The sequence below is a fragment of the Stenotrophomonas sp. YJH_SMC_14-1 genome, assembly GCF_059372275.1.
In genome coordinates, this window is the sequence record NZ_JCAFVK010000002.1 from 729,921 (window position 1) to 752,124 (window position 22,204).

The 22,204-nt window shown below is 67.3% G+C and carries 24 protein-coding genes; 3 read left to right on the plus strand and 21 right to left on the minus strand.

The features are described 5' to 3' along the window. The first annotated feature begins 13 nt into the window (after nucleotides 1-13). Entirely contained in the window at nucleotides 14-970 is a 957-nt protein-coding gene (locus tag AC5P9P_RS08295) for a DUF2268 domain-containing putative Zn-dependent protease (protein WP_495232684.1), read from the plus strand. Nucleotides 971-1,102: 132 nt separating this feature from the next. Here AC5P9P_RS08295 and queC read toward each other — a convergent pair whose 3' ends face one another. The 18 genes from queC to aspS all read right to left on the minus strand — a co-directional run bounded on the left by queC (nucleotide 1,103) and on the right by aspS (nucleotide 17,299). Next, nucleotides 1,103-1,768 (minus strand): 7-cyano-7-deazaguanine synthase QueC, encoded by a 666-nt coding sequence (gene queC, locus AC5P9P_RS08300; protein WP_005410745.1) that lies wholly within the window; start codon nucleotides 1,766-1,768, stop codon nucleotides 1,103-1,105. 78 nt (nucleotides 1,769-1,846) lie between these two features. Next, nucleotides 1,847-2,548: a 7-carboxy-7-deazaguanine synthase QueE gene (gene queE / locus AC5P9P_RS08305; RefSeq protein WP_024958176.1), complete on the minus strand. Its 702-nt coding sequence runs from the start codon at nucleotides 2,546-2,548 to the stop codon at nucleotides 1,847-1,849. Nucleotides 2,549-2,687: 139 nt separating this feature from the next. Beyond that, entirely contained in the window at nucleotides 2,688-3,506 is an 819-nt protein-coding gene (gene ybgF / locus AC5P9P_RS08310) for a tol-pal system protein YbgF (RefSeq protein ID WP_033832980.1), read from the minus strand. Between the two features lie 3 nt (nucleotides 3,507-3,509). Further along, nucleotides 3,510-4,028 carry a peptidoglycan-associated lipoprotein Pal gene (gene pal, locus AC5P9P_RS08315; protein WP_005410748.1) on the minus strand — a complete coding sequence of 173 codons (519 nt, stop codon included), beginning with the start codon at nucleotides 4,026-4,028 and terminating at the stop codon, nucleotides 3,510-3,512. A gap of 64 nt (nucleotides 4,029-4,092) precedes the next feature. Next, nucleotides 4,093-5,412 (minus strand): Tol-Pal system beta propeller repeat protein TolB, encoded by a 1,320-nt coding sequence (tolB, locus tag AC5P9P_RS08320; protein ID WP_005410749.1) that lies wholly within the window; start codon nucleotides 5,410-5,412, stop codon nucleotides 4,093-4,095. A gap of 282 nt (nucleotides 5,413-5,694) precedes the next feature. Continuing rightward, nucleotides 5,695-6,750: a cell envelope integrity protein TolA gene (tolA, locus tag AC5P9P_RS08325; RefSeq protein WP_495232685.1), complete on the minus strand. Its 1,056-nt coding sequence runs from the start codon at nucleotides 6,748-6,750 to the stop codon at nucleotides 5,695-5,697. Then, nucleotides 6,740-7,168, minus strand: coding sequence for a protein TolR (gene tolR / locus AC5P9P_RS08330; protein WP_005410751.1), 429 nt, complete (start codon nucleotides 7,166-7,168; stop codon nucleotides 6,740-6,742). The genes tolA and tolR overlap by 11 nt, the downstream gene beginning before the upstream one ends. A gap of 24 nt (nucleotides 7,169-7,192) precedes the next feature. Further along, a complete protein-coding gene (gene tolQ / locus AC5P9P_RS08335; protein ID WP_005410752.1) occupies nucleotides 7,193-7,972 on the minus strand; it encodes a protein TolQ in 780 nt (259 codons plus the stop codon). A 10-nt stretch (nucleotides 7,973-7,982) separates the two neighbouring features. Next, on the minus strand, nucleotides 7,983-8,414 hold the full coding sequence (gene ybgC / locus AC5P9P_RS08340; protein ID WP_033832981.1) for a tol-pal system-associated acyl-CoA thioesterase: 432 nt from the start codon (nucleotides 8,412-8,414) through the stop codon (nucleotides 7,983-7,985). Continuing rightward, complete coding sequence (gene ruvB, locus AC5P9P_RS08345; RefSeq protein ID WP_005410754.1) at nucleotides 8,404-9,444, minus strand: Holliday junction branch migration DNA helicase RuvB; 1,041 nt, start codon at nucleotides 9,442-9,444, stop codon at nucleotides 8,404-8,406. The genes ybgC and ruvB overlap by 11 nt, the downstream gene beginning before the upstream one ends. A gap of 389 nt (nucleotides 9,445-9,833) precedes the next feature. Continuing rightward, the gene (locus AC5P9P_RS08350) at nucleotides 9,834-11,753 is read right to left on the minus strand and encodes a potassium transporter Kup (protein WP_005410755.1); all 1,920 of its coding nucleotides are present in this window, start codon (nucleotides 11,751-11,753) and stop codon (nucleotides 9,834-9,836) included. Nucleotides 11,754-11,802: 49 nt separating this feature from the next. Then, complete coding sequence (ruvA, locus tag AC5P9P_RS08355) at nucleotides 11,803-12,396, minus strand: Holliday junction branch migration protein RuvA (protein WP_005410756.1); 594 nt, start codon at nucleotides 12,394-12,396, stop codon at nucleotides 11,803-11,805. 13 nt (nucleotides 12,397-12,409) lie between these two features. Continuing rightward, on the minus strand, nucleotides 12,410-12,931 hold the full coding sequence (gene ruvC, locus AC5P9P_RS08360; RefSeq protein WP_005410757.1) for a crossover junction endodeoxyribonuclease RuvC: 522 nt from the start codon (nucleotides 12,929-12,931) through the stop codon (nucleotides 12,410-12,412). Between the two features lie 105 nt (nucleotides 12,932-13,036). Next, complete coding sequence (locus AC5P9P_RS08365; RefSeq protein WP_495232686.1) at nucleotides 13,037-13,768, minus strand: YebC/PmpR family DNA-binding transcriptional regulator; 732 nt, start codon at nucleotides 13,766-13,768, stop codon at nucleotides 13,037-13,039. Between the two features lie 184 nt (nucleotides 13,769-13,952). After that, nucleotides 13,953-14,585: an esterase/lipase family protein gene (locus AC5P9P_RS08370; protein ID WP_005410759.1), complete on the minus strand. Its 633-nt coding sequence runs from the start codon at nucleotides 14,583-14,585 to the stop codon at nucleotides 13,953-13,955. Nucleotides 14,586-14,660: 75 nt separating this feature from the next. Further along, nucleotides 14,661-15,182, minus strand: a complete 522-nt coding sequence (locus AC5P9P_RS08375) for a GNAT family N-acetyltransferase (RefSeq protein WP_005410760.1) — start codon at nucleotides 15,180-15,182, stop codon at nucleotides 14,661-14,663. A 31-nt stretch (nucleotides 15,183-15,213) separates the two neighbouring features. Further along, nucleotides 15,214-15,531 carry a hypothetical protein gene (locus tag AC5P9P_RS08380; RefSeq protein ID WP_005410761.1) on the minus strand — a complete coding sequence of 106 codons (318 nt, stop codon included), beginning with the start codon at nucleotides 15,529-15,531 and terminating at the stop codon, nucleotides 15,214-15,216. A gap of 16 nt (nucleotides 15,532-15,547) precedes the next feature. After that, nucleotides 15,548-17,299, minus strand: coding sequence for an aspartate--tRNA ligase (gene aspS / locus AC5P9P_RS08385; RefSeq protein WP_005410762.1), 1,752 nt, complete (start codon nucleotides 17,297-17,299; stop codon nucleotides 15,548-15,550). 158 nt (nucleotides 17,300-17,457) lie between these two features. Here aspS and AC5P9P_RS08390 point away from each other — a divergent pair, with 158 nt between their 5' ends. Then, entirely contained in the window at nucleotides 17,458-18,195 is a 738-nt protein-coding gene (locus tag AC5P9P_RS08390; RefSeq protein WP_033832987.1) for a DUF3011 domain-containing protein, read from the plus strand. Nucleotides 18,196-18,244: 49 nt separating this feature from the next. Here AC5P9P_RS08390 and AC5P9P_RS08395 read toward each other — a convergent pair whose 3' ends face one another. The 3 genes from AC5P9P_RS08395 to blaL2 form a co-directional block, all read right to left on the minus strand. Beyond that, nucleotides 18,245-18,886 carry a hypothetical protein gene (locus AC5P9P_RS08395; RefSeq protein ID WP_033832988.1) on the minus strand — a complete coding sequence of 214 codons (642 nt, stop codon included), beginning with the start codon at nucleotides 18,884-18,886 and terminating at the stop codon, nucleotides 18,245-18,247. A 53-nt stretch (nucleotides 18,887-18,939) separates the two neighbouring features. Continuing rightward, nucleotides 18,940-20,154, minus strand: coding sequence for a cation:proton antiporter (locus AC5P9P_RS08400; protein ID WP_005410765.1), 1,215 nt, complete (start codon nucleotides 20,152-20,154; stop codon nucleotides 18,940-18,942). Nucleotides 20,155-20,239: 85 nt separating this feature from the next. After that, nucleotides 20,240-21,151 carry a L2 family extended-spectrum class A beta-lactamase gene (gene blaL2, locus AC5P9P_RS08405; protein ID WP_111108689.1) on the minus strand — a complete coding sequence of 304 codons (912 nt, stop codon included), beginning with the start codon at nucleotides 21,149-21,151 and terminating at the stop codon, nucleotides 20,240-20,242. Between the two features lie 175 nt (nucleotides 21,152-21,326). On the opposite strand from blaL2, the gene ampR reads away from it, so the two are divergent. Continuing rightward, nucleotides 21,327-22,193 (plus strand): LysR family transcriptional regulator AmpR, encoded by an 867-nt coding sequence (ampR, locus tag AC5P9P_RS08410; RefSeq protein ID WP_049459365.1) that lies wholly within the window; start codon nucleotides 21,327-21,329, stop codon nucleotides 22,191-22,193. The last annotated feature ends 11 nt before the right edge of the window (nucleotides 22,194-22,204 follow it).

The following is a 22,204-nucleotide window of genomic DNA, read 5'->3' on the forward strand; positions in this document are numbered from 1 at the left end:
CGCGGAATTCCGGATGCGCCTGCCCTTCAGCCTGATTGCCGCCCTGTTGCTGCCCTGTGCGGCACTGGCCGCCCCATCCCAGGTCGTCACCGACGACATCGGCCGCTTCTGGGCCACTTATGACGCTGTGCGCGCCGAGCCCGACGTTGAACGCCACGTCGCACTGGTGCAGGCGCGCTACATCGATCCATGCAGCCCCGGCCTGCATGCGCTGATGCAGGTCCGTAACTACACCGCCCGCGAATACGCCGAGGCCATGCGTGCGTGGCCGCGCTTCTGGACGTCGGTACGCCCATTGACCGCCAACGCGCAGCAGGCCAGCGCCACACTGGAACGGGACCTGGCCGCCTTCCGCACGCTCTACCCCGCCCTGCGCCCGGCCACCATCACCCATGCCGTGGGCGTGCTGCGTACTGGCGGGACCACGCTGGGTGACAAGGTACTGATCGGTGCGGAGATGGCGCTGGGCGATGAACGCGTGGACGTGAGCGAGCTGCCGGAGCCGATGCGCAGCCGCCTGCGGATCTTCTACGACAGCCGTCCGGGGGCGAACAACGCGCAGAACAACCTGCACGAGTACGTGCATACCCAGCAGCGCGAGACTACCGGCAGCCTGGCGCAGTACGCGGTGCGCGAAGGCGTGGCGGAGTATGTGGCCGAACGGCTGAGTGGGCGTCGGCCGGCGCTTCCGCTGTACAGCTACGGGCCCGCGCACGAAGCGGAAATCCGCACGCGTTTCGTCGCTGAAATGGACGGCGGGGATCTGGACAACTGGCTGTACAACAGCGCCCGTAATCCGTTCGGGGTGGGTGATGTGGGGTACTACGCCGGCTACCGCATCGCGCAGGAGTACATGCGCCAGCAAGCCGACGAGAAAGCCGGTGTCGCGCGGATGATCGAGCTGGACTATGCCGATCCGAAGGCGGTGCGGGCGTTTATTGAAGCGTCGGGGTGGCTGCGGCAACGGTAGCGCCGGGCCATGCCTGGCGGGTCAGGGAGTGCGAACCAAGGTTCGCACCCACCGTGGAGCAGTTCGCCCCCACCATCTGGGAATTCACACCCATCAGGGAAGCCGGCCAGCGGCCGGCACTACCAGGGGCGATCAGGCGTACAGCGTCGGGTCGGGCACGCCGGCTTCGGCGAAGCCCTGCGCGCGCAGGCGGCAGGCATCACAGTGGCCGCAGGCGGCGCCGTTGGCGTCGGCGTTGTAGCAGGACACGGTCAGGCCGAAGTCCACGCCCAGGCGCACGCCTTCGCTGACGATCTGGCCCTTGCTGAGGAACTGCAGCGGCGCGTGTACCTTGATGCCCGCACCTTCCACGCCCGACTTGGTGGCCAGGTTGGCCAGCGCCTGGAACGCGGCCACGAACTCGGGGCGGCAGTCCGGGTAGCCGGAGTAATCCACGGCGTTGACGCCGCAGAAGATGTCGTTGGCGCCGAGCACTTCGGCCCAGCCGAGGGCCAGCGACAGCATGATGGTGTTGCGCGCCGGTACGTAGGTGACCGGAATGCCGGCACCGCCGGCCTCGGGCACGTCGATGTCATCGGTGAGCGCCGAGCCACCGATGCTGCGCAGGTCCACGTCCACGGTCTTGTGCGCGACCACGCCCTGGGCCTTGGCCACGCGGGCGGCGGCATCCAGTTCGGAGGTATGGCGCTGGCCATAGCGCACGCTCAGGGCATGCACGGCAAAGCCCTGTTCCTGGGCCATGGCGATGACGGCGGCTGAATCCATGCCGCCGGAGAGAAGCACGACTGCCTTCTTCATGGGTAAAACATCCGGTTGGGAGGGGAAAGCCAGCACGCTGTCCCGCGCCGGAGCTACATCAGGGAACGCCGCGCGGGCTCATCGGCCCGGCTCGTCGTTCCACAGGATTTTATGCAACTGCATCTGGAAGCGCACCGGCAGGCGGTCTTCGACGATCCAGTCGGCCAGCCGCCGCGCGGTGATCTCGCCCTTGCTGGGCGAGAAGAATACGGTGCAGCGCTTCACCAGCTCGTGCTCGGCGACCAGGGCCTTGGCCCAGTCGTAGTCCTCGCGGCTGCAGATGACGAACTTGATCTGGTCGCGTGCGGTCAGCAGCGGCAGGTTTTCCCAGCGGTTGCGCGCCGCTTCGGCCGACCCCGGGGTCTTGATGTCGACCACGCGCGATACACGCGGGTCCACCGCGCTGACGTCCAGCGCGCCGGAGGTTTCCAGCGAGACGTCCATGCCGGCGTCGCACAGCTTCTGCAGCAGCACCAGGCAGCGTTTCTGCGCCAGCGGCTCGCCGCCGGTCACGCAGACGTGGCGCACGCCCTGGGCCAGCACCTCGGCCACGATGTCGTCGATGTCCCACCAGGTGCCGCCATGGAAGGCATAGGCCGTATCGCAGTACTGGCAGCGCAGCGGGCAGCCGGTCAGGCGCACGAACACGGTCGGCCAGCCGGCGGTATCGGCTTCGCCCTGCAGCGAGGTGAAGATCTCGGTGATCTTCAGGCGCGGCAGCGGCGACTGCACGATGTCGCTGGGGGTGGCGACGGCGTTGGACGGGGTAACGGCGGTCATGGCAAACAATTCTTCATGGGACGGGCGACCGATTTATCGGCGCCGGAAACGAAAGCAGCCGAGCATGGGCTCGGCTCTACAGGAGGCTGCCGGAAATCAGCCCGGCGCCAGGGTACGCATTGTACGCCCGGTCAGCGGATCAACGGATCTGCTTGCCGAGGCGGATGGACTGCAGACGGTCCTGCGCGGTGCGCGCGGCGTCCGAGCCGGGGTACTGCGCCACGACGGTCTCCAGCGTCTGCTGGGCCTGGTCGACCTTGCCCTCGCCATACTGCGAGAGGCCAACCTTGAGCAGGCCGCCAGCGGCCTTGTCGTGGGTCGGATAGCGCGCGAGCAGTTCACGGAACTGGGTCTCGGCCATCGGGAAATTGCGGGTGGCGTAGTAGCTCTCGCCCAGCCAGTACAGCGCGTTCGGCGCGTAGACGCCGTTCGGGTACAGCTGCAGGAAGCTCAGGAAAAGCTGCGCCGAATCATCGTACTTGCCGGCCTTCAGCGAATCGAAGGCGACGTTGTAGGAGGTGCGCTCGTCGCCGGTGGCGGCAAGGCTGCCGGCATCACCATGGACGGAAGGCGGCCGCTCGGAAGTGGCCGCCGCTGCGGGTTTTGCCGGGGCCGGTGCGGCCTTCGGCGCGCTCGCCGGAACGGGCGGCAGGGCCGGGGCCGCATTGCCCCCTTCCAACCGGTTCAGGCGGCTGTCCAGATCCAGGTACTGGTCCTGGGCGGACTGCTTGAGCTGGGCGTTGTCGTGCTGCAACTGCTCGATCGAGGCCTGCAGGCTGGTGACCTGCTGCCGCAGCTGGTTGATCTGGTTCAACAGGTCCTGGTTGGCACTGTTGTTGTACATCTGCTGCTCGAGCGCGCCGACACGGTCAGCCAGGCTCTGTCGCTGTGCATGCGCCGGTGCGGCAGCCACGAGGGCTGCCGCAACGACCAGCATCAGTTTGATGCCAATGCGCATGGATTACTGCGCGGTGTAGACGATTTCGACGCGACGGTTCTGCGACCAGCAGGACTCGTTCGACTCGGTGCAGACCGGACGCTCTTCACCGTAGGAAACGACGGTCAGCTGCGAAGCCGAGCCACCGTTGGCCTGCAGGGCCGAGTTGACGCCGTTGCCACGACGCTCACCCAGGGCCTGGTTGTACGCGCGCGAACCGCGCTCGTCGGTGTGACCCTGCAGGGTGATGCGCGAGGACGGACGGTCACGCAGGTACTTGGCGTGGCACGCCATGATGGCCTGGAATTCCGGCTTCACGTCTTCCTTGTCCAGGTCGAAGTAGACAACGCGCTGGCGCAGGCAAGCGTCGGTATCCAGGTCGCCCGGGCCGTACAGGCCCGAGGTCGACGGACCGGTCGGGGTGGTGGTCGAGGTGCCGGTGTCGACCGGGGCTGCCGGCTCTTCCTTCACCTTCTTCGAGCAACCGGCCAGGACGGCCACAGACAGCAGGGAAACAAGCAGAACGCGGGTGGACTTGTTCATGGCGATACCTTTGTGGCTCCTAGGCCGATGAGGGGTTCAAGACAACGAAAATATTAACACTCTTTTAGCGCTGGGTACGGTATGGGGACCATGCCGGCTCGCGCACATCACCATCGGCCAGGACCAGGCGCTGGCGAACCCGCGCATCGGCCGAGACGGCATACAACACACCACGGCCACCTTCGCGGGCGGCGTACAACACCATGCTCGCGTTGGGCGCAAAGCTCGGCGATTCATCCAGCGAGCCCGGGGACAGCGTGCTCCAGCGCGGCGAACCCAGCGAGCTGTCCATCACCGCGATCTTGTAGCTGTTGCCCGAGCCCTGGGCGACGGCGATCTTCTTGCCGTCGTAGGACACCGAGGGCTTGGCATTGTAGTTGCCCTGGAAGGTCACGCGCTCGGCGCTGCCGCCGCCCGCGCCGACCTTGTAGACCTGCGGACGGCCGCCGCGGTCGGAGGTGAAGTACACCGCGCTGCCGTCCGGCGCCCAGGTCGGCTCGGTATCGATGGCGAAGTGGTTGGTCAGCTGGGTCAGCTGCTTGCTGCCCAGGTCCATCACGTAGATTTCCGGGTTGCCCGAACGCGACAGGGTCAGGGCCAGCTTGCGGCCGTCCGGCGAGAACGCCGGGGCGCTGTTGATGCCGCGGAAGCTGGTGACGAGCTCACGCGCGCCGGTACCGATGTTCTGGATGTAGATGGCCGAATTGCCACGCTCGAAGCTGACGTAGGCCAGCTTGCTGCCATCCGGGCTCCACGACGGCGACAGCAGCGGCTCGGCCGAACGCACGATGGTCTGCGGATTGAAGCCATCGGAGTCAGCCACCATCAGCGCGTAGCGCATGGCGTCGCCCTTGCCGCTGGCGGTCACGTAGGCGATGCGGGTCCAGAAGGCGCCGCGCACGCCGGTGATCTTTTCGTAGATGGCGTCGGCCATCTGGTGGGCAACATCGCGCATGGCGTTGCCACGGGCGGTCATCGCCAGGCCCAGCAGGCGCTCGCCCTTGGGTACGTCGAACAGTTCGTACTCGACGCGGTAGGCGCCGGCACCGGCGTCGAGCACGCGGCCGACCACGATGTAGTTCTGCTTCAGCGCGCGCCAGGTGGCGAACTGGATGTCTCCGCCGCGCACCGGCTTCTCGACGATCTGCGCTTCGGGCAGCGTACGGAACTGGCCCGAGCGCTCCAGGTCGGCACGGACCACGCCGGCGACGTCGGTCTGCGGTGCAGCCGACGACCCCTGGTAAGGCATCGGCACGATGGTGATCGGCAGCGCGGAAGCATTGCCGCCGATGATGTCGATATCCAGCCCCTTCTGCTGCGCGACGGCAGCAAAGGGCAGCAACAGGGCCGCAAACACGGCAAGCCAGCGAGGCATCTTTTTCATGGAGCGCTCAATAGGGGGAAACCGGAACGAGGGATAACAAAGCGGCAGTGAACCGCTTCGCAATCATGAACCAAGGGTACGTGAATTCCGGGTCAGTTCCAGCCCGTCCTCTCACGCACCGTTAACGTCGTGGCTAACATCGCGCCCGTCTCCCCGTCACGCCGCCCTGCGGGGCGGTGTCCGACAGCAGCCCAAAGCCTGCCCGGTCGAGACCTGGCCTGCCAGAGGCAAGCGCGACATCCGTGGACGCGGGCAGCGGAGAGCCACCCGGCCCTGCCCGCCTCAGCGATCCTGGGCGGTGAAGGTGAAGTTGAGCGTGCGTGCGAACACCGACTCGAAGCCGCGGTACGGCAGCGGCTGCGCGTTGAGCACGGCGGCCTCGATCGAGCGCTTGCCGGCCTCGTCGTACGGGCAGTTCGGGCTGACCTTGGCCTGCATCACCGTGCCACCCGGAATCTGGGTGATGGTGATCTGGCAGCGCTGGCCCAACGGCACCGTATCCGGGCGCACCCACTGCGACAGCACCTTGGCCTGGATGGCGGCTGCGTACTTGGCCGAAAGGTCGTCGCTGTTGCCACCGCCACCGGCGGCCGACTGCGAGGCACCACTGGAACCGGCAGCGGCACTGCCGGCGGCATTGCGCGCGGCGGCCACCTGGCGCAGCTTCTGCTCGGCCAGCTTGGCTTCCTTCTCGGCCTGCTCGCGGCGGGCACGGATCTCGGCGATCTTCTTCTGCTTCTCGGCCTCGGCCTTGTCAGCGGCCACGCGCTCCTGCTCGGCCTGCTTCTTCTTCTCGTCCGCTTCCTGCTGCTTGGCCAGGCGCAGCTTCTGCTCGGCTTCCTCCTGGCGCTTGCGTTCGGTCAGGTCGATCTGTTCCTGGCGGCGCTTGGCTTCCTGTTCCTGCTTGGCCTTCTCCTGGGAGATGGCCAGCGCACTCACCGCTTCCTGATCCTTGGTATCCGGCTGCGCGACACGCTCCTGCGCCTGTTGCTGCTGCGGCGTGGGGGCGTCCTGTGGGCGCGGTTCCGGGATCGGCTGCGGCGGCGGAATGGTGTCTTCCGGCACCGGGATGGGCTCGGCCACCGGCGGCGGCAGGTCTTCCAGCTTTTCCGACTGGCGCAGGGCCTGGCGCGCAGCGGAGGCCTCCGACGCAGACAGCGCCAGGCTGGCCTCGACCGACGGATCACCGGCGGCGGCGTCGGTGTTGCGCTCGGGCGACCAGAACCAGGCCACGATGAAGACCAGCGCGACCAGCAGGTGCACCAGCAACGCCAATGCCAGGGGCAGGCCCCAGCCGGGTTCGCGCTGATGCGGGGGTGGCAGGGCGTCAGCGTGCATCGGTGGCCAGGCCTACCTTGTCTACCTTGGCGCGCTTGATCACATCCATCGCGGCGATGACCTTTTCATAGGCCACGGCACGGTCGGCGGCGACGATCACGCGCACGCCCTTGTCCTGGGCGGCGATGCCGGCCAGGCGGCCTTCCAGTTCCTCGGCCGACACGGCGGTCGGTTCCTTGGCATCGGGCAGCTTCAGGCTGAGCTGGCCGTCCTGGCGCACCGAGACGATCACCGGGTCCTGCTTGCTCTCCAGCGCCTTGGCGTTGGACTGCGGCAGGTCGACGTCGAAGCTCAGGGTGAGCAGCGGCGCGGTGACCATGAAGATGATCAGCAGCACCAGCATGACGTCGATGTAGGGAACGACGTTGATTTCCGATTTCAGCTTGCGGCGCTTGCGGCGACCGATGGCAGCGGACATGGCTTGGACTCCCGGGTCAGGCGCTTACTCGTCGCCAGCGCTCTGGCGCTGCAGGATGGAGCTGAACTCTTCGGCAAAGGTCTCGAACCGCACCGACATGCGCTCAACGCGCGTGGTGAAGCGGTTGTAGGCCCACACCGCCGGGATCGCCACGAACAGGCCGATGGCGGTAGCGAACAGGGCTTCGGAAATGCCCGGCGCGACGGCGGCGATGCCGGCCTGCGCCCCACTGCTGATCATGTCGTGCATGGTCACCATGATGCCGAACACGGTGCCGACCAGGCCCACGTACGGCGCGGTCGAACCGATGTTGGCCAGCAGCTCCAGGTTGCGCTCGAGCTGGTCCACTTCGCGGGTATAGGTGGTGCGCATCGCGCGCTGCGCGCCTTCCAGCTGTGCGCGACCATCCAGGCGGCGCTTGTCACGCAGGCGGGTGTATTCGCGGAACCCTGCTTCGAAGATGGCTTCCAGGCCGGTCACGCTGCGGCTGCGGTCGGTGGCCGCACTGTACAGCTTGCCCAGGTCCGCGCCGGACCAGAAGCGGTTCTCGAACTCGTCGGCTTCGCGGGTGGCCTGCTTGAACACGCGGGCCTTGCGGAAAATGATCACCCAGCTGACGAACGAGCCGACCAGCAGCAGCAGCACGATGATCTTCACCGGCAGGCTGGCCTTGGCCATCAGTTCGAGGTAGTTGATGCCGCCGCCGGTGGTGGCCTGGGCAAGGGTCTGTGTCGCGGCGTTGCTGACGTCGGCCGGCAGTGCCTCGGTGACCGTGGCCTGCAGGGCCAGGAGCGTTGCGATCATCCGTTGTTCCTCAGTGTTCGGATTCGGGGTGGAGGTGGGGTTGCAGCACGGCAAGGACAGCCTCGTCCATGCCACGCGGGCGGAAACTGGCCGCGTCCAGTGCGGCGATGCGGACCTGGGCCGACAGCAGCAGCTCGCCGTCGCGCAGGATCTGCTGGTCGAAGACCATGCTGGCCTTCTTCAGCTGGACCAGGCGGGCAGTCACCTGCAGGGTGTCATCCAGCCGTGCCGGCCTGACGAAATCCATCTGCATCGAGCGCACCGCGAAGACCATCCCGTGCTCGGCGCGCATGCGCTCCTGGCCGTAGCCGAGCGCGCGCATCCATTCGGTCCGGGCCCGTTCCATGAAGGCCACGTAGCGGGCGTGGTAGACCACGCCGCCAGCGTCGGTATCTTCCCAGTAAATGCGTGTCGGCCAACTGAATAGTGGCTCAACCGACATCGGGAACCTCCGCGAACAGGTCCTGCGGCGGGTTCTTCGGCTTCAGGCCCATGTGCCGGTAGGCCTTGTGGGTGGCCATGCGGCCACGCGCGGTACGCACCAGGAAGCCCTGCTGGATCAGGTACGGCTCGACCACGTCTTCCAGCGTGCCACGCTCTTCGGACAGCGCCGCGGCCAGCGATTCGATACCGACCGGGCCACCATCGAAGTAGTCGACCATGGTCTTGAGCAGGCGCCGGTCAAGCTCATCGAAGCCTTCCGGGTCGACCTTGAGCATCTTCATCGCGGCCTGGGCCACGGGCTCGTCGATGTGGCCACCGGCCTTGACCTGCGCATAGTCGCGCACGCGTCGGAGCAGGCGGTTGGCGATACGCGGGGTACCACGCGCGCGGCGCGCGATCTCCCCTGCCCCATCGGCGGTGCAGTCGATGCCGAGGATGCTGGCGGAGCGGCGCACGATACGGGTCAGTTCCTCGACGCTGTAGAACTCCAGGCGCTGGACGATGCCGAAGCGGTCGCGCAGCGGCGCGGTCAGCAGGCCGGCGCGGGTGGTGGCGCCGATCAGGGTGAACGGCGGCAGGTCGATCTTGATCGAGCGGGCGGCGGGGCCCTCGCCGATCATGATGTCGATCTGGAAATCTTCCATCGCCGGGTACAGCACTTCCTCGACCACCGGCGACAGGCGATGGATCTCGTCGATGAACAGCACGTCGTGCGGCTGCAGGTTGGTCAGCAGCGCAGCCAGGTCGCCGGCCTTTTCGATCACCGGGCCGGAGGTCACCCGCAGGGCCACGCCCAGTTCGTTGGCAATGACATGGCTGAGGGTGGTCTTGCCCAGGCCCGGCGGCCCGAAGATCAGTACGTGGTCGAGCGCGTCGCCACGCCCCTTGGCCGCCTGGATGTAGATTTCCATCTGCTCGCGCACCGGCACCTGGCCGAGGTAGTCGGCAAGGCGCTTGGGGCGGATGCTGGCGTCGGCGGCGTCATCCTCGCGGGTGGCGCCGGCGCCGATGATGCGGTCGTCGGTCATGTGCTGATTATGCGGCAAAAGTACGGGTTTCGGCCGGGCTGCGCCCGGCACCCGCAGAGGCAACAGCAACGGCAACATCCAGAGCAACAGCCGAAGCGGGCTTCCTGGGGAATGGCGGGGTGGGTCCGCTTGCGGGGGACGCTGCAAGTACGTCCATGTAAGCTCGGTCGCCGCATCCATGCGGCTCACGCCCCCGCAACCGGACCCACCCCGCCTTCGACAGGTTTCTGCGATCTGCCTGGATGGCGTGGCCTGCTCTGCCTACTCTTGGTGGGTGTCGACCTTGGTCGACACGGTAGATCCACGCCATGCGTGGATGGATGTGTGGATGGCTCAAGACATGGGGTCAGAGCCCTTTTCCTGCGGAAAAGGGATCCGACCCCGCGCGGTCAGATCTCCACCTGCGCGCCGAGTTCCACCAGGCGGTTGCCCGGAATCCGGAAGAAGCCGGTCGCGGGCGCGGCATTCCGGTGCATCAGCGCGAACAGCTTGTCGCGCCAGATCGGCATGCCGCGGTTGGCGGTGGCCACAATGGTTTCGCGGCTGGCGAAGAAGGTGGTGTCCATCGGGTCGAAGTAGATGCCACCGTGGTCACACGAGCGCATCAGCGCCAGCGGTACGTCCGGGGTTTCCATGAAACCGAAGCGCACATAGACCCGGTAGAACTCGTCGCCCACCGACTCGATCTTCAGCCGCTGCCCTTCCATCGCATAGGGAATGGGCAGGGTTTCCACGTGCAGGAACACGTTGCGCTCGTGCAGCACCTTGTTGTGCTTGAGGTTGTGCATCAGCGCGTGCGGGGCCACGGTCGGGTCGGCGGTGAGGAATACCGCGGTGCCCGGCACGCGTACCGGCGGTGCCAGCATCAGGCCCGGCAGGAAGGTGTCCAGGCGGATGCCGTCCTTGCGGATCTCATCACGCAGCAGTTCGCGGCCACGCCGCCAGGTGCGCATCATGGTGAACAGGAAGATGCCCAGCACCACCGGGAACCAGGCGCCCTGCAGCAGCTTGGCGCCGTTGGCGATGACAAAGCCGAGGTCGATGATGAAGAACACCACGCACAGCGGCAGCAGCCAGCCACGCGACTTCGGCCACAGCGAACGTGCCACCACGGCCAGCAGCAGGGTGTCGATCAGCATCGTGGCCGACACCGAGATGCCGTAGGCCACGGCCAGGTTGGACGAGCTGCGGAACGCCAGCACCAGGCCGAACACCATCACCGCGATGCCCCAGTTGATGCCCGGGATGTAGATCTGGCCGATGGTGTCGTGCGAGGTGTGCTTGATGCGCATGCGCGGGATGTAGCCCAGCTGCATGGCCTGGCGCGAGACCGAGAACGCGCCGGTGATGACCGACTGCGAGGCGATCACCGCCGCCATGGTGGCCAGGATGATCATCGGGTACAGCGCCCACGAGGGCACCGCCTCGAAGAACGGGTTCTTCAGGGCCTCGGGGTGGTTGAGCACCAGTGCGCCCTGCCCCAGGTAGTTCAGCACCAGGCACGGCAGCACGAAGAAGTACCAGGCGTGGCGGATCGGGCGCAGGCCGAAGTGGCCCATGTCCGCATACAGCGCTTCGCCGCCGGTCACCGCCAGCACCACTGCACCGAGAATGAAGATGCCGTGCCAGCCGTGCTCCATGAAGAAGCGGATGCCCCACCATGGGTTGAAGGCCTTCAGCACCTCGGGCGCATCGACAATGTTGTAGATGCCGATCGCCGCCAGCGATACGAACCAGATCGCCATGATCGGGCCGAACGCCTTGCCGATCTTCTCGGTACCGAAGCGTTGCGCGGCGAACACTGCCAGCAGCACCACCAGGGTGACCGGCACGATGAAGACATGCAGTCCGGGCGCGGCCACCTCCAGGCCTTCGACCGCACTGAGCACGGACATGGCCGGGGTGATCACGCCGTCGCCGAAGAACAGCGAGGCGCCGAAGATGCCGAGGATGCCCACTACATAAGCCGAGCGCGAGCCATTGCGCAGCGTGCGCTGGGTCAACGCCATCAGCGCCATGATGCCGCCCTCGCCATCATTGTCGGCGCGCATGATGATGGTGACGTACTTCAGCGTCACCACCAGGTTCAGCGCCCAGAACGCCAGCGACAGCACGCCCAGCACGGTATCGTGGTCGCTGTTGAGCCCGTAGTGCGGCGAGAACGCCTCCTTCAGGGTGTACAGCGGGCTGGTACCGATATCGCCGAAGACCACGCCGATCGCACCGATGACCAGCGCCAGTCCTCCAGCGGAGGGGGCGTGGCCATGGCCGCCGGGGGCGGCTGCGTGCGGGGTTTGACTGCTGGACATGGGACTCCTGGCGAAGCTCAGGCGGTTTGTTGAAGGAAAGGAAGGCGGATCAACGCAGCGCCGACTGCAGCGCCTTGCGGATCACGGTGGCCACTTCGTCGCCTTCATTGAAGGCGTCCCGGGCCATGCGGGCGGCTTCAGCCGGCTTGTAGCCCAGCTGCTGCAGCGCCACGGTGGCATCGGACAGCGGGTCGGCCGGGGCCGGGCCACTGCCGGTGGGCAGCGCGCCGCCGGCACCGAACTGGGCCGCGCGGTCACGCAGCTCCAGCACCATGCGCTCGGCGGTCTTCTTGCCGATGCCCGGAATGCGGGTCAGCGCGGTGATGTCACCGGCCTGGACCATGCGCGCGAACTCCTCGACGGTGACGCCGGACAGCACGGCCAGCGCGATCTTCGCGCCGATGCCGCTGACCTTCTGCACGTCGCGGAACAGGCGCCGCTCGCCCTCGCGCAGGAAGCCGTACAGCGAGACGCTGTCTTCCTTCTGCGAGTAGTGGGTATACAGGGTGACCTCGCGGCCGAGCTCGGGCAGGTCGTAGAAGGTGCTCATCGGCGCCTCCAGTTCGTAGCCCACTCCGTTCACGTCCACCACCAGCCACGGCGGCGCCTTGTAGGCGACGATGCCGCGCAGTCGACCGATCATTGCGTGCAGCTCCTCATTTGCGGCCCCATGCCTGGCGGGCACTGAGCCCCAGGCGGTTGGCCGTCGCCCTTACGTGGGCATGGGTGATCGCCACCGCCAACGCGTCGGCCGCGTCGGCCTGCAGCTTGATTTTCAGGTTGAGCATGAGCCCGACCATGTGTTGAACCTGTTGCTTTTCGGCGCCACCGCGCCCGACAACCGCCAGCTTGATCTCGCTGGCAGCATATTCGTGCACCGGCAGGTCGCGCAGCACCACCGCCGAGATCGCCGCGCCACGGGCCTGGCCCAGCTTCAATGCCGAATCGGGGTTGCGGGCCATGAACACGCGTTCGATGGCCACTTCCTGCGGCTCATACTCGCGGCACAGGTCGGCCAGGCCCAGCACCAGCAGCTTCATGCGCTGCGGGAAGTCGTCAGCGCCCAGCAGCACCAGCGGCTGGTGGTGCACGTAGCTGACGCGTCCGGTGGCATCGACATCAATGATGCCGACCCCGGTCCGCTGCGAACCGGGGTCGATGCCGAGGATGCGGGTCATGCTGCACTCCTGGCGGGGCGGAACGGAATGCGCTGGCAGGCGTATGGGCTCATGACTGTCCGCGGTGACCGTTCAACGGCCCGCGCCCAGGCCGTCGAAGACGGCTCAGGCGTAGGCGTCGGCGCCGAGTTCGGCGTTGGAATACACGTCCTGCACGTCGTCCAGGTCTTCCAGCATGTCCAGCAGCTTCTTGACCTGCAGGGCGACCTCGCCCTCGACCTTGATGTCGTTGTCGGCGCGGAAGGTGATCTCGGCGTGGTCGGCGACATGGCCAGCGGCGGTCATCGCGTCCTTGACTGCGCTGAACGCGTCAAGGCTGGTGACCACATCGATCGAGCCATCGTCCGGATAGACCACGATGTCATCAGCGCCGGCCTCGATGGCCGCCTCGGTGATGGCTTCCTCGTCGGCACCCGGGGCGAAGCTGAGCACGCCCAGGCGCTTGAACATGAAGGCCACCGAGCCTTCGGTGCCCATGTTGCCGCCGCACTTGCTGAACGCATGGCGGACATCGGCCACGGTGCGCACGCGGTTGTCGGTCAGGCAGTCGACGATCACGGCCACGCCACCCGGGGCGTAGCCTTCGTAGCGGATTTCCTCGTAGTCGACGCCTTCCAGTTCACCGGTGGCCTTCTTGATGGCGCGCTCGATCACGTCCTTGGACATGTTCACGGCCAGGCCCTTGTCCACCGCCACGCGCAGGCGCGGGTTGTTGTTGGGGTCGCCTCCACCGCCGCGCGCGGCAACGCCGATCTCGCGGATGATCTTGGTGAAAATCTTGCCGCGCTTCGCGTCGGACGCGTTCTTGCGGGCTTCGATGGAGGGGCCTCTACCCATGGGTGCTACCGTCTGGCTGCTTCAGGATCAAGGCGCGGATTCTACCTGATCGGGGGCGGCAACCGTGTCTAGGGCGGAGATGCCGTCGCGCATGGCCCGGCGAAGCGCGTGCGAACCAACGGTTCGCATCCACCAAGGCAGGACGGTCCGCACCCACCGAGCCAGGGCGGTCGCCCCTACCAGATTACGCGGCGGCGGCGTCGCGGCTGTGGTCGAACTGGCCGTGGCGCAGGAAATGCGCGGTCTGCCGCGCGGCATCCGGCGACACCACGAGGCCGCTGTGGCTGGTGCGCACCACGCAATGATCGGTCAGGCCCGGCAGGCGGGTTTCGGCCAGGGCCACAGTGCCATCGGAGGCGTCGTCCATCGCGCCCAGCAGGCTGCCCAGACCATGCGGCACCGAACCGGCGATCAGCCCGACCTCGGCCTTGCCCTGCCAGTCCGGCAGGCCGTCCAGCAGCAGCTCGCTGCTGCGCCCCAGCGCCAGCCCCCAACCATGATCGGACAACGAGCGCGCGGTGCCACTGCCGCGCAGCGGTGAACCCAGGCAGACCACGCGCTGCACCGGCAGCTGCGGATTGCGCCGCAGCGCTTCCAGCGCGAGCAGCCCGCCCAGGCTGTGGCCGACCAAACTCAGTGGGCCGGCGTCGGCCAGCCGCTCCAGCAGCTGCGGTACGGCCACGTCCGGCCCACCGAACACCGAGGAATAACCAAACGCGTGCACCTGGAAGCCGCGCGCGCGCAGGCGCCAGGCCAGCGGCCCGACCCAGGCGCGGGCATTCCAGATGCCATGCAGCAGCAATACGGGGGGAGTCATGCAAACAGCCTGGCGGTCAGCGGGGCAGGAACGTACGGTGATTGAACACGCGCGCGCAGCAAGCGGCAGTGAACATCAGGCCGCGCGCGGTGCGCGGCGCAGGATGAATTCGAGATCGTTCGTGTCGCCCACCGGGAACAGGTATTCGCCGGCCTTCTCGAACCCGTAGCGGGCGTAGAAGCGCTGTGCGCCGAAGTTCTCCGACCACACGCCCAACCACAGGGTGCGCGGGCCCTCGTGTTCCAGCCAGGCCAGCGCGGTTTCCAGCAGGCGGCTGCCCCAGCCGCAGCTTTGCTGCGTCTTGATCAGGTACAGGCGCTTGAGTTCGCCGTCACCGGGCTTCACGTCCGGGTGCGGCAGGCCACAGGGGCCGGCGGCGGCATGGCCGACCGCCTCCCCGTCCAGCTCCAGCAGCCACACCGCGTAATCCGGGTGGGCCAGGATCACGCGCTGGCGCTCGACCGTGTAGGCCTCCTCAAGGAAGGCCTGCAGGTCCTGCGGCGGATACAGATGGCCGAAGGTTTCGGTGAACGTGCGGGCGGCCAGCGCCGACAGGGTCGGCGCGTCGTCCACGGTGGCGCGGCGGATGGAATACATGCAGGAAGTTGACGTCAGCGCGAAGGGGCGGTCAAGCCTTTTCCGACGATTCCGCTTCTTCGTCTTCCTCGTCCTCTTCCTCGTATTCCTCTTCGTCCTCGTCTTCTTCGCCTTCCTCGTCCTCGTCGTACTCTTCCTCTTCGTCGTCCTCGTAATCCTCGACGCCGAAGTCTTCTCCATCCCAACGGCCTTCACCGTCGGCGACGAAGGTCAGGGCCATCGCGGCCGGGTTGGTACCGACGCGGACCAGCCAACCGCCGAACACGCGTGCACGCTCGGTGACCAGGTTGGCCTCGGAGCCTTCATTGCCCAGCTTTTCCCACTCCAGCGAAAACGCAAACTCGGTCATTGCCTGGATCTCCTGATCAGTTGGTCTTGGGGCGAACCTGGATGTGTACTTCGGCCAGCTGCGCGTCGACGATCGGCGACGGCGCGTCGGTCATCAGATCCTGTGCACCCGTGGTCTTCGGGAACGGGATGACGTCGCGGATCGACTCGGTGCCGGCCATCAGCGCGGCGATGCGGTCGATGCCGAAGGCGATGCCACCGTGCGGCGGCGCGCCGTAGTTCAGCGCGTCGAGCAGGAAGCCGAACTTGGCACGGGCTTCTTCGGCACCGATGCCCAGCAGCTCGAACACCGCGCTCTGCATGTCCGGACGGTGGATACGGATCGAACCGCCGCCGATCTCATTGCCGTTGAGCACCATGTCGTAGCCGCGCGAAACGGCGGTACGGGCATTGGCGCGCAGGTCGGCGATGTCGTCCACGGCCGGTGCGGTGAAGGGGTGATGCAGGGCGACGTAGCGCTGTTCTTCCTCGTCCCACTCGAACATCGGGAAGTCGGTGACCCACAGCGGCGCCCAGCCGTCGGCGACCAGGCCGAAGTCCTTGCCGGCCTTCAGCCGCAGCGCGCCCATGAAGTCGGAGACCTTGTTGTAGCCACCGGCGCCGAAGAACACGATGTCGCCGTTGCCGGCGCCGACGTGGGCCACCAGCGCGGCGAAGGATTCCTCGCTGAAGAACTTCTGGATCGGTGAGCTGATTTCGCCGTTGTCGGCGATCTTGATGTAGGCCAGGCCCTTGGCGCCGTACTTGGCGGCATGCGCGGCGTATTCGTCGATCTGCTTGCGCGACAGCGACGCACCGCCCGGGATGCGCAGCGCAGCAACGCGGCCTTCGGCATCATTGGCCGGGCCGGTGAACACCGGGAACTCGCTGTCCTTGACCAGTTCGGCCACGTCCACCAGCTCCAGCGCGATGCGCAGGTCCGGCTTGTCCGAGCCGTAGCGGCGCATGGCCTCGGCCCAGGTCATGCGCGGGAAGCTGGCATCCAGCTGCACGTCCACCACTTCCTTGAAGATGGCGCGGATCATGTCCTCGACGAAATCCTGCACGTCGCGCTCGCGGACGAAGGCGAATTCCATGTCCAGCTGGGTGAACTCCAGCTGGCGATCGGCACGCAGGGCCTCGTCGCGGAAGCAGCGCGCGATCTGGTAGTAGCGGTCGAAGCCGGCCACCATCAGGATCTGCTTGAACAGCTGCGGGCTCTGCGGCAGTGCGTAGAACTCGCCTGGGTGCATGCGCGCCGGCACCAGGAAGTCGCGTGCGCCTTCCGGGGTGGCCTTGGTCAGGATAGGGGTTTCGATGTCCTGGAAGCCCTTTTCGTCCAGGTGGCGGCGCAGCGCCTGCACCAGCTTGATGCGGGTGCGCTGCATGCGCTGCATTTCCGGGCGGCGCAGGTCCAGGTAGCGGTACTTCAGGCGGGTTTCCTCGCCCGGGTTCTCATGGGCGTGGAACGGCAGCGGCGCAGCCTTGTTCAGCACGGTGATGGCGGTGGCGATCACTTCCACCTTGCCGGTGCGCATCTTGTCGTTCACCGCGTGGCGGGCACGCACGACGCCTTCCACCTGCAGCACATCCTCGTAGCCCAGCGACGCGGCCACCGCAAACACTTCGGCATTGTCGACCTCCACCGTCACCTGCACGATGCCTTCATGATCGCGGAGATCGATGAAGCAGACGCCGCCCTGGTTACGGGCCACGTCGGTCCAGCCGGCGAGGGTGACAGTCTGGCCAATCAGGGTCTCGTCGACCAGGCCGCAGAAGTGGGTACGCATGGGGGGAAGCTCCGCTGGAGAACGCCGGCACCGGGTGGGGGCCGGAAAGCCTCGTATTCTGCGGCCGAGGCCCCGGCTGGGGCAAATCCGGCCAGTCACACCGGCTTGATCGTCCCCCTCCCTATAGTCGGGCACCTGCCACCGTATGGGATGCCGCCATGAAACCGCTGTCCCTGGCCAGCCTGGCCGTGACCCTCAGCCTGGGTGCGCTGGGCACCCTTGCCCTGCCCGCCCCGTCCGCCTCTGCGCAGAACGGGGTGATCCGCTGCGAAAGCCAGAGCAACCGCGAACGGGTCTGCAACACCGGCTGGCGCGGCGCGCAGCTGGTCCGCCAGTTGTCTGGCAGCCCCTGCGAGGAAGGGCGCTCCTGGGGCAGCCGCAATGGCAGCATCTGGGTCACCAATGGTTGCCGCGCCGAGTTCGTCGAGGCCCGTGGTGGCTGGAGCGGCGGCAATGGCGGTGGCTGGGGAGGCAACAACGGTCGGCCCGGCGAGACCATCCGCTGCGAAAGCCAGAACAACCGCGAGCGCAGCTGCCCGGTCGGCTGGCGCAATGCCCGCCTGGTCCGCCAGTTGTCCGGCAGCCCTTGCGACGAGGGCCGTACCTGGGGTGTGCGCAACGGCGCGGTATGGGTCAGCAATGGCTGCCGCGCCGAATTCGCCGAGGCCCGCGGCTGGGGCGGTGGCGGCTGGGGCGGTGGCAACAGCAACTATTCCGTCACCTGCAGCAGCAACAACAACCGCTCGCAGACCTGCGACTGGGATGAGCGCCAGGGCCGGCCGGTGCTGCAGCAGCAGCTGTCGGGCAGCGCCTGCCAGGAAGGCCGCAGCTGGGGTTACTCGCGTGGTCAGGTGTGGGTGAGCAACGGCTGCCGGGCGCGCTTCGGCACGCGATGAGTGCAGGGTCGGGGTCAGAGCCCTCCGCAGGAGGGATCCGACCCTGGGATCACGGCGCGGGTGCTATGTCGTCGCCCCACGGTGGCGGTGGCAGGTCGACCGGCTTGCTCAGGTCGAACTGCACGCGGAAGCGGCGGCCGTCCGGGCGCGTCAGTTCGTAGACGAACGTCTGGTCCGGATCGATCTCCATCGCCCAGGTGTTGTGCGTGGAAGCCAGCATGTCGGCACGGCGGAACATCGCCACCGAATCGGCATCGGCAGGGAACTGCTGGCGCTCGGCGGTGCCCGGCGGCGTGCTGTCGCCACCGTACAGGGTGATTGCGTCGGGGCTGCCGTCTTCGTGGCGATGGTCGTGTTTCAGGCGCAGCCCGTTCGGCGTGCGGGTCAGCACCCAGGTCCGCGAGTGGTCATCACCGACATGGAACGGAATGCGCAGCTCGTGCGCCGGGTCGGCGCAGCCGCGCACATGCATGACCAGGCGCTGCCCGGCGAACGGATCCTTGGCGGTCGGTGCAGGCGTGTCCTCCACCACCTTGCCGACGTAGGCCTGGCCGCAATGTGCGGCGATGGCGGCCATGAACGCATCGGCCGGTGCGGTCGCCAGGTCATGGGCGACCGTATCGGAGCGCTGCGTGCACGCAGCGAGGCTGAGCAGGAGGGCGGCGGTAGTGGCAACGGCAATCGGTCTCATGCCCCAACCCTAACGGCCATGGACGATGGGCGCAAACCGCGCGCCAGTCCGGCTCAGCGCTCGGCAGACGGTGCTGCCGGCAATGCTTCGGTCGCCGCCACCGGTGCGGCCTCGCCCTCGCCGGCCGGCTCCTGCTCCACCGGATCAACGTCAAACGGTGTACGGAACACCAGCGACGGCAACAGCGTGGTCAGCGCCGCGTACAGCAGCAGCGCACCGAACAGCACCGCCGGAATCTGGAAGCGCTCACGCATGATCGCCGCCAGCACCAGGGTGAAGATCAGCGTCGGTGCCAGCGCCAGCGAGACCCGCAGGCTGCTGCGGAAGCTCTCGCCGAACATCACCCGGCGCTGCAGCCAGACCACGCCGATGCGCAGCGGCAGCACCACCAGGGTGATCACGATGCCCAGCCCCAGCGCCTCGAAGCTCAGCGCTTCGGCGGGCACCTTGGTGCCGGCGTTGAAGAAGTAGAACGGCACGAAGAACGAGGCGAACAGGCGCAGCGCGTGCAGGTTCTCGTGCGAGGCCAGCAGCGGCATGCGCTGGTGCAGCAGGCGCGCGACCAGGCCGGCGATGAATGCGCCAACCAGGTAGTACACGCCCAGCAGGTAGGTGATGTAGGCCGCCACCATGCCGACCATCACCAGCAGCGAGAATTCCGAGCCCGGCGCGTGCGGTGCGACCCAGCGGCCCAGCGCGATGAACAGCAGCGGCAGGCCGATCATCATCGCCAGCAGTGCCAGGCTGGACAACGCCATGTGCCCTGGATCACCGGCCTGCAGCACGATGAACAACGCCGCCAGCGCCAGCAGTTCGCCGGCGATGGCCTTGCTGGTCACCCAGAACCGCTCGTCTTCGCTGAGGCCCAGCCGCGACAGCGAGTCCATGATGAAGCCCGTGGACGGCGTCAGCAGCGCCAGCGCCAGCAGCCCGGCGGCCTGCCACGGCAGCCCCGCATAACGCCAGGCCAGCCAGCCCACGCCGAACAGCGTGCCGGTACGGATCACCAGGTGCGCCAGCAGCGGCCACATGCCACGGCGCAGCGCCTGCAGGTCCACTTCCAGGCCGGCGAACAGGAACAGCGAGGAAATGCCCAGCGTGGCCAGCAGGCCGATCACCGCATCGTGGGCCTGGTCGCCCAGCCAGAGCATGCCGATGATGCCGAACAGCAGGCAGGTCAGCGGCGCGGGCAGGCTGAAACGCTGCAGCGCGCGCGGGATCACCAGCAGCGCGAAGATCAGCAGCAGGTAGATCAGTTCATGGCTCATGGGGGACTTCCGTGTGGTTCGAACGCGCGCAGGATGCGCGCGCCGAACCGATCCGGCAAGCCACGTTTGAATGACCCCGGTTACCTCATCCGATCAACCGGTCGGCAATCCGCCCCACCTGTGCCAGCACGCTAGCGCGTTGCTCGTAGCTGATCGCGCCCGCCTGCAGATAAGCCGTCAACACCCACGGGGCGCCTCCGGCTACGGGCCACAGCACGGCAATGTCGTTGCGCGCGTCTTCACCATTGCTGCCGGTCTTGTCACCCACGCGCCAGCGCTTGCCCAGGCCCGCGCGCAGGCAGGCGTCGCCGGTTTCGTTGTCGATCAGCCAGTCGGCCAGCTGCTGCCGCGAAGCCGGTTGCAGTACCTCGCCCAACACCACGCGCTGCAGGGTCGCGGCCATCGCCGCCGGCGTGGTGGTGTCGCGCGGGTCGCCCTTGGCAAAGCTGTTCAGCTCCGGCTCCAGGCGGTCACTGCGGCTCACCGTGTCGCCGCTGGCGCGCAGGAACGCGGTCACTGCGGGCGGGCCACCGACCACGCCGAACAGCAGGTTGGCGGCGGTGTTGTCGCTGGTGATGATCGTGGCACGGCACAGGTCGCGCACGGTCATGTCCTTGCCGGCGTGGCGGCGGGTGACCGGTGCATGCGAGAGCAGATCGGCCTCGCCCACCGGCACGCGCCTGTCCAGCAATGCCGGCATGCGTTCGGCCTGGCTGAGCGCGGTGGCTGCCAGCATGCTCTTGAAGGTGCTGCACATCGGGAAGCGCTCGTCCTGGCGATGACTGATGCGGCGACCGCTGGCAGTGTCCAGCAGGGTCACGCCGAGGCGTCCGGCGCAGGCCTTTTCCAGCGCGGCGAAATCACTGGCGGCGGTGATGGCGGCATCGGTGGGTGCGTTGGCGGTGGCCTTGCCCGCTGCACGTGCCAGCAGCGGCAAGGCAAGCGAGGAAGCCACGGCGGCACCACTGAACTGCAGGAATCGGCGACGGGCGAGCATGCGGGTTCTCCTGGGGGACCGCTCGATTATTGAAGCCTTGATCGGGGGCGACCAGCGCAAAAAATCTGCGAGAGACATTAGTTCGATTAATGTCTGACGCATTCAACCCCTTAATTTTCCGAAATGTTTCGTTGAAGCGTTAGGATCATCCATCACTCCAGCTCACGACTGCGCGATGCTGCACCCTACCCTGCCACTGAACGCGCTGCGCGCCTTCGAGGCCGCCGCCCGCCACCAGAACTTCACCCGTGCCGCGCTGGAGCTGTGTGTCAGCCAGGCCGCACTGAGCCACCAGATCCGTGGACTGGAGGACCGGCTCGGCATCCGCCTGTTCCATCGCCTCCCGCGCGGCGTGGCGCTCACCGACGAAGGCGCGGCGCTGTATCCGGTGCTCAACGAATCGTTCGAGCGCATCTCCGCCAGCATCGCGCGTTACACCGGCGGACCTGCGCGTGAAGTGCTGACCCTGGGCGTGGTCGGCACCTTCGCCACCGGCTGGCTGCTGCCACGGCTGGCCGCGTTCGAGGCAGCGCACCCGGACATCGAGCTGCGCCTGCAGACCCACAACAACCGCATCGACCTGGCCGGCGAAGGGCTGGACCTGGCGATCCGCTTTGGTGATGGCGACTGGCAGGGCCAGGCGTGCACGGCGATCCTCGACGCGCCGTTTGCACCGCTGTGCGCACCGGCACTGGCGCGGCGCCTGAAACAGCCACGCGACCTGGGCACGCTGCCGCTGCTTCGTTCCTACCGCAGCGACGAATGGCCGCGCTGGCTGCAGGCGGCCGGGGTCAGCGGCGTGGAAGCGCGCGGGCCGGTATTCGATTCCTCGTTGACGGTCGCGATGGCGGCCGCCGGTGGCGCCGGTGTGGCCTTGCTGCCGCTGCGCATGTTCGAGCAGGAACTGGCCGAGGGTCGCCTGCTGCAGCCGTTCAGCACCACGCTGGAGCTGGGGCGCTACTGGCTGACGCGGCTGCGATCGCGTGCCGAACGTGAGCCGGCCAAGCGCTTCCGCGAATGGCTGCAGGCACAGGGCGGGTAGGCAGTGCCGGC

What these genes read in the sequence shown, in the direction of transcription:
- AC5P9P_RS08295 (WP_495232684.1), top strand. Translation starts at nt 14, where the DNA reads ATGCGCCTGCCCTTCAGCCTGATTGCCGCCCTGTTGCTGCCCTGTGCG.
- queC (WP_005410745.1), bottom strand. Translation starts at nt 1,768, where the DNA reads ATGAAGAAGGCAGTCGTGCTTCTCTCCGGCGGCATGGATTCAGCCGCC.
- queE (WP_024958176.1), bottom strand. Translation starts at nt 2,548, where the DNA reads ATGACCGCCGTTACCCCGTCCAACGCCGTCGCCACCCCCAGCGACATC.
- ybgF (WP_033832980.1), bottom strand. Translation starts at nt 3,506, where the DNA reads ATGCGCATTGGCATCAAACTGATGCTGGTCGTTGCGGCAGCCCTCGTG.
- pal (WP_005410748.1), bottom strand. Translation starts at nt 4,028, where the DNA reads ATGAACAAGTCCACCCGCGTTCTGCTTGTTTCCCTGCTGTCTGTGGCC.
- tolB (WP_005410749.1), bottom strand. Translation starts at nt 5,412, where the DNA reads ATGAAAAAGATGCCTCGCTGGCTTGCCGTGTTTGCGGCCCTGTTGCTG.
- tolA (WP_495232685.1), bottom strand. Translation starts at nt 6,750, where the DNA reads ATGCACGCTGACGCCCTGCCACCCCCGCATCAGCGCGAACCCGGCTGG.
- tolR (WP_005410751.1), bottom strand. Translation starts at nt 7,168, where the DNA reads ATGTCCGCTGCCATCGGTCGCCGCAAGCGCCGCAAGCTGAAATCGGAA.
- tolQ (WP_005410752.1), bottom strand. Translation starts at nt 7,972, where the DNA reads ATGATCGCAACGCTCCTGGCCCTGCAGGCCACGGTCACCGAGGCACTG.
- ybgC (WP_033832981.1), bottom strand. Translation starts at nt 8,414, where the DNA reads ATGTCGGTTGAGCCACTATTCAGTTGGCCGACACGCATTTACTGGGAA.
- ruvB (WP_005410754.1), bottom strand. Translation starts at nt 9,444, where the DNA reads ATGACCGACGACCGCATCATCGGCGCCGGCGCCACCCGCGAGGATGAC.
- AC5P9P_RS08350 (WP_005410755.1), bottom strand. Translation starts at nt 11,753, where the DNA reads ATGTCCAGCAGTCAAACCCCGCACGCAGCCGCCCCCGGCGGCCATGGC.
- ruvA (WP_005410756.1), bottom strand. Translation starts at nt 12,396, where the DNA reads ATGATCGGTCGACTGCGCGGCATCGTCGCCTACAAGGCGCCGCCGTGG.
- ruvC (WP_005410757.1), bottom strand. Translation starts at nt 12,931, where the DNA reads ATGACCCGCATCCTCGGCATCGACCCCGGTTCGCAGCGGACCGGGGTC.
- AC5P9P_RS08365 (WP_495232686.1), bottom strand. Translation starts at nt 13,768, where the DNA reads ATGGGTAGAGGCCCCTCCATCGAAGCCCGCAAGAACGCGTCCGACGCG.
- AC5P9P_RS08370 (WP_005410759.1), bottom strand. Translation starts at nt 14,585, where the DNA reads ATGACTCCCCCCGTATTGCTGCTGCATGGCATCTGGAATGCCCGCGCC.
- AC5P9P_RS08375 (WP_005410760.1), bottom strand. Translation starts at nt 15,182, where the DNA reads ATGTATTCCATCCGCCGCGCCACCGTGGACGACGCGCCGACCCTGTCG.
- AC5P9P_RS08380 (WP_005410761.1), bottom strand. Translation starts at nt 15,531, where the DNA reads ATGACCGAGTTTGCGTTTTCGCTGGAGTGGGAAAAGCTGGGCAATGAA.
- aspS (WP_005410762.1), bottom strand. Translation starts at nt 17,299, where the DNA reads ATGCGTACCCACTTCTGCGGCCTGGTCGACGAGACCCTGATTGGCCAG.
- AC5P9P_RS08390 (WP_033832987.1), top strand. Translation starts at nt 17,458, where the DNA reads ATGAAACCGCTGTCCCTGGCCAGCCTGGCCGTGACCCTCAGCCTGGGT.
- AC5P9P_RS08395 (WP_033832988.1), bottom strand. Translation starts at nt 18,886, where the DNA reads ATGAGACCGATTGCCGTTGCCACTACCGCCGCCCTCCTGCTCAGCCTC.
- AC5P9P_RS08400 (WP_005410765.1), bottom strand. Translation starts at nt 20,154, where the DNA reads ATGAGCCATGAACTGATCTACCTGCTGCTGATCTTCGCGCTGCTGGTG.
- blaL2 (WP_111108689.1), bottom strand. Translation starts at nt 21,151, where the DNA reads ATGCTCGCCCGTCGCCGATTCCTGCAGTTCAGTGGTGCCGCCGTGGCT.
- ampR (WP_049459365.1), top strand. Translation starts at nt 21,327, where the DNA reads ATGCTGCACCCTACCCTGCCACTGAACGCGCTGCGCGCCTTCGAGGCC.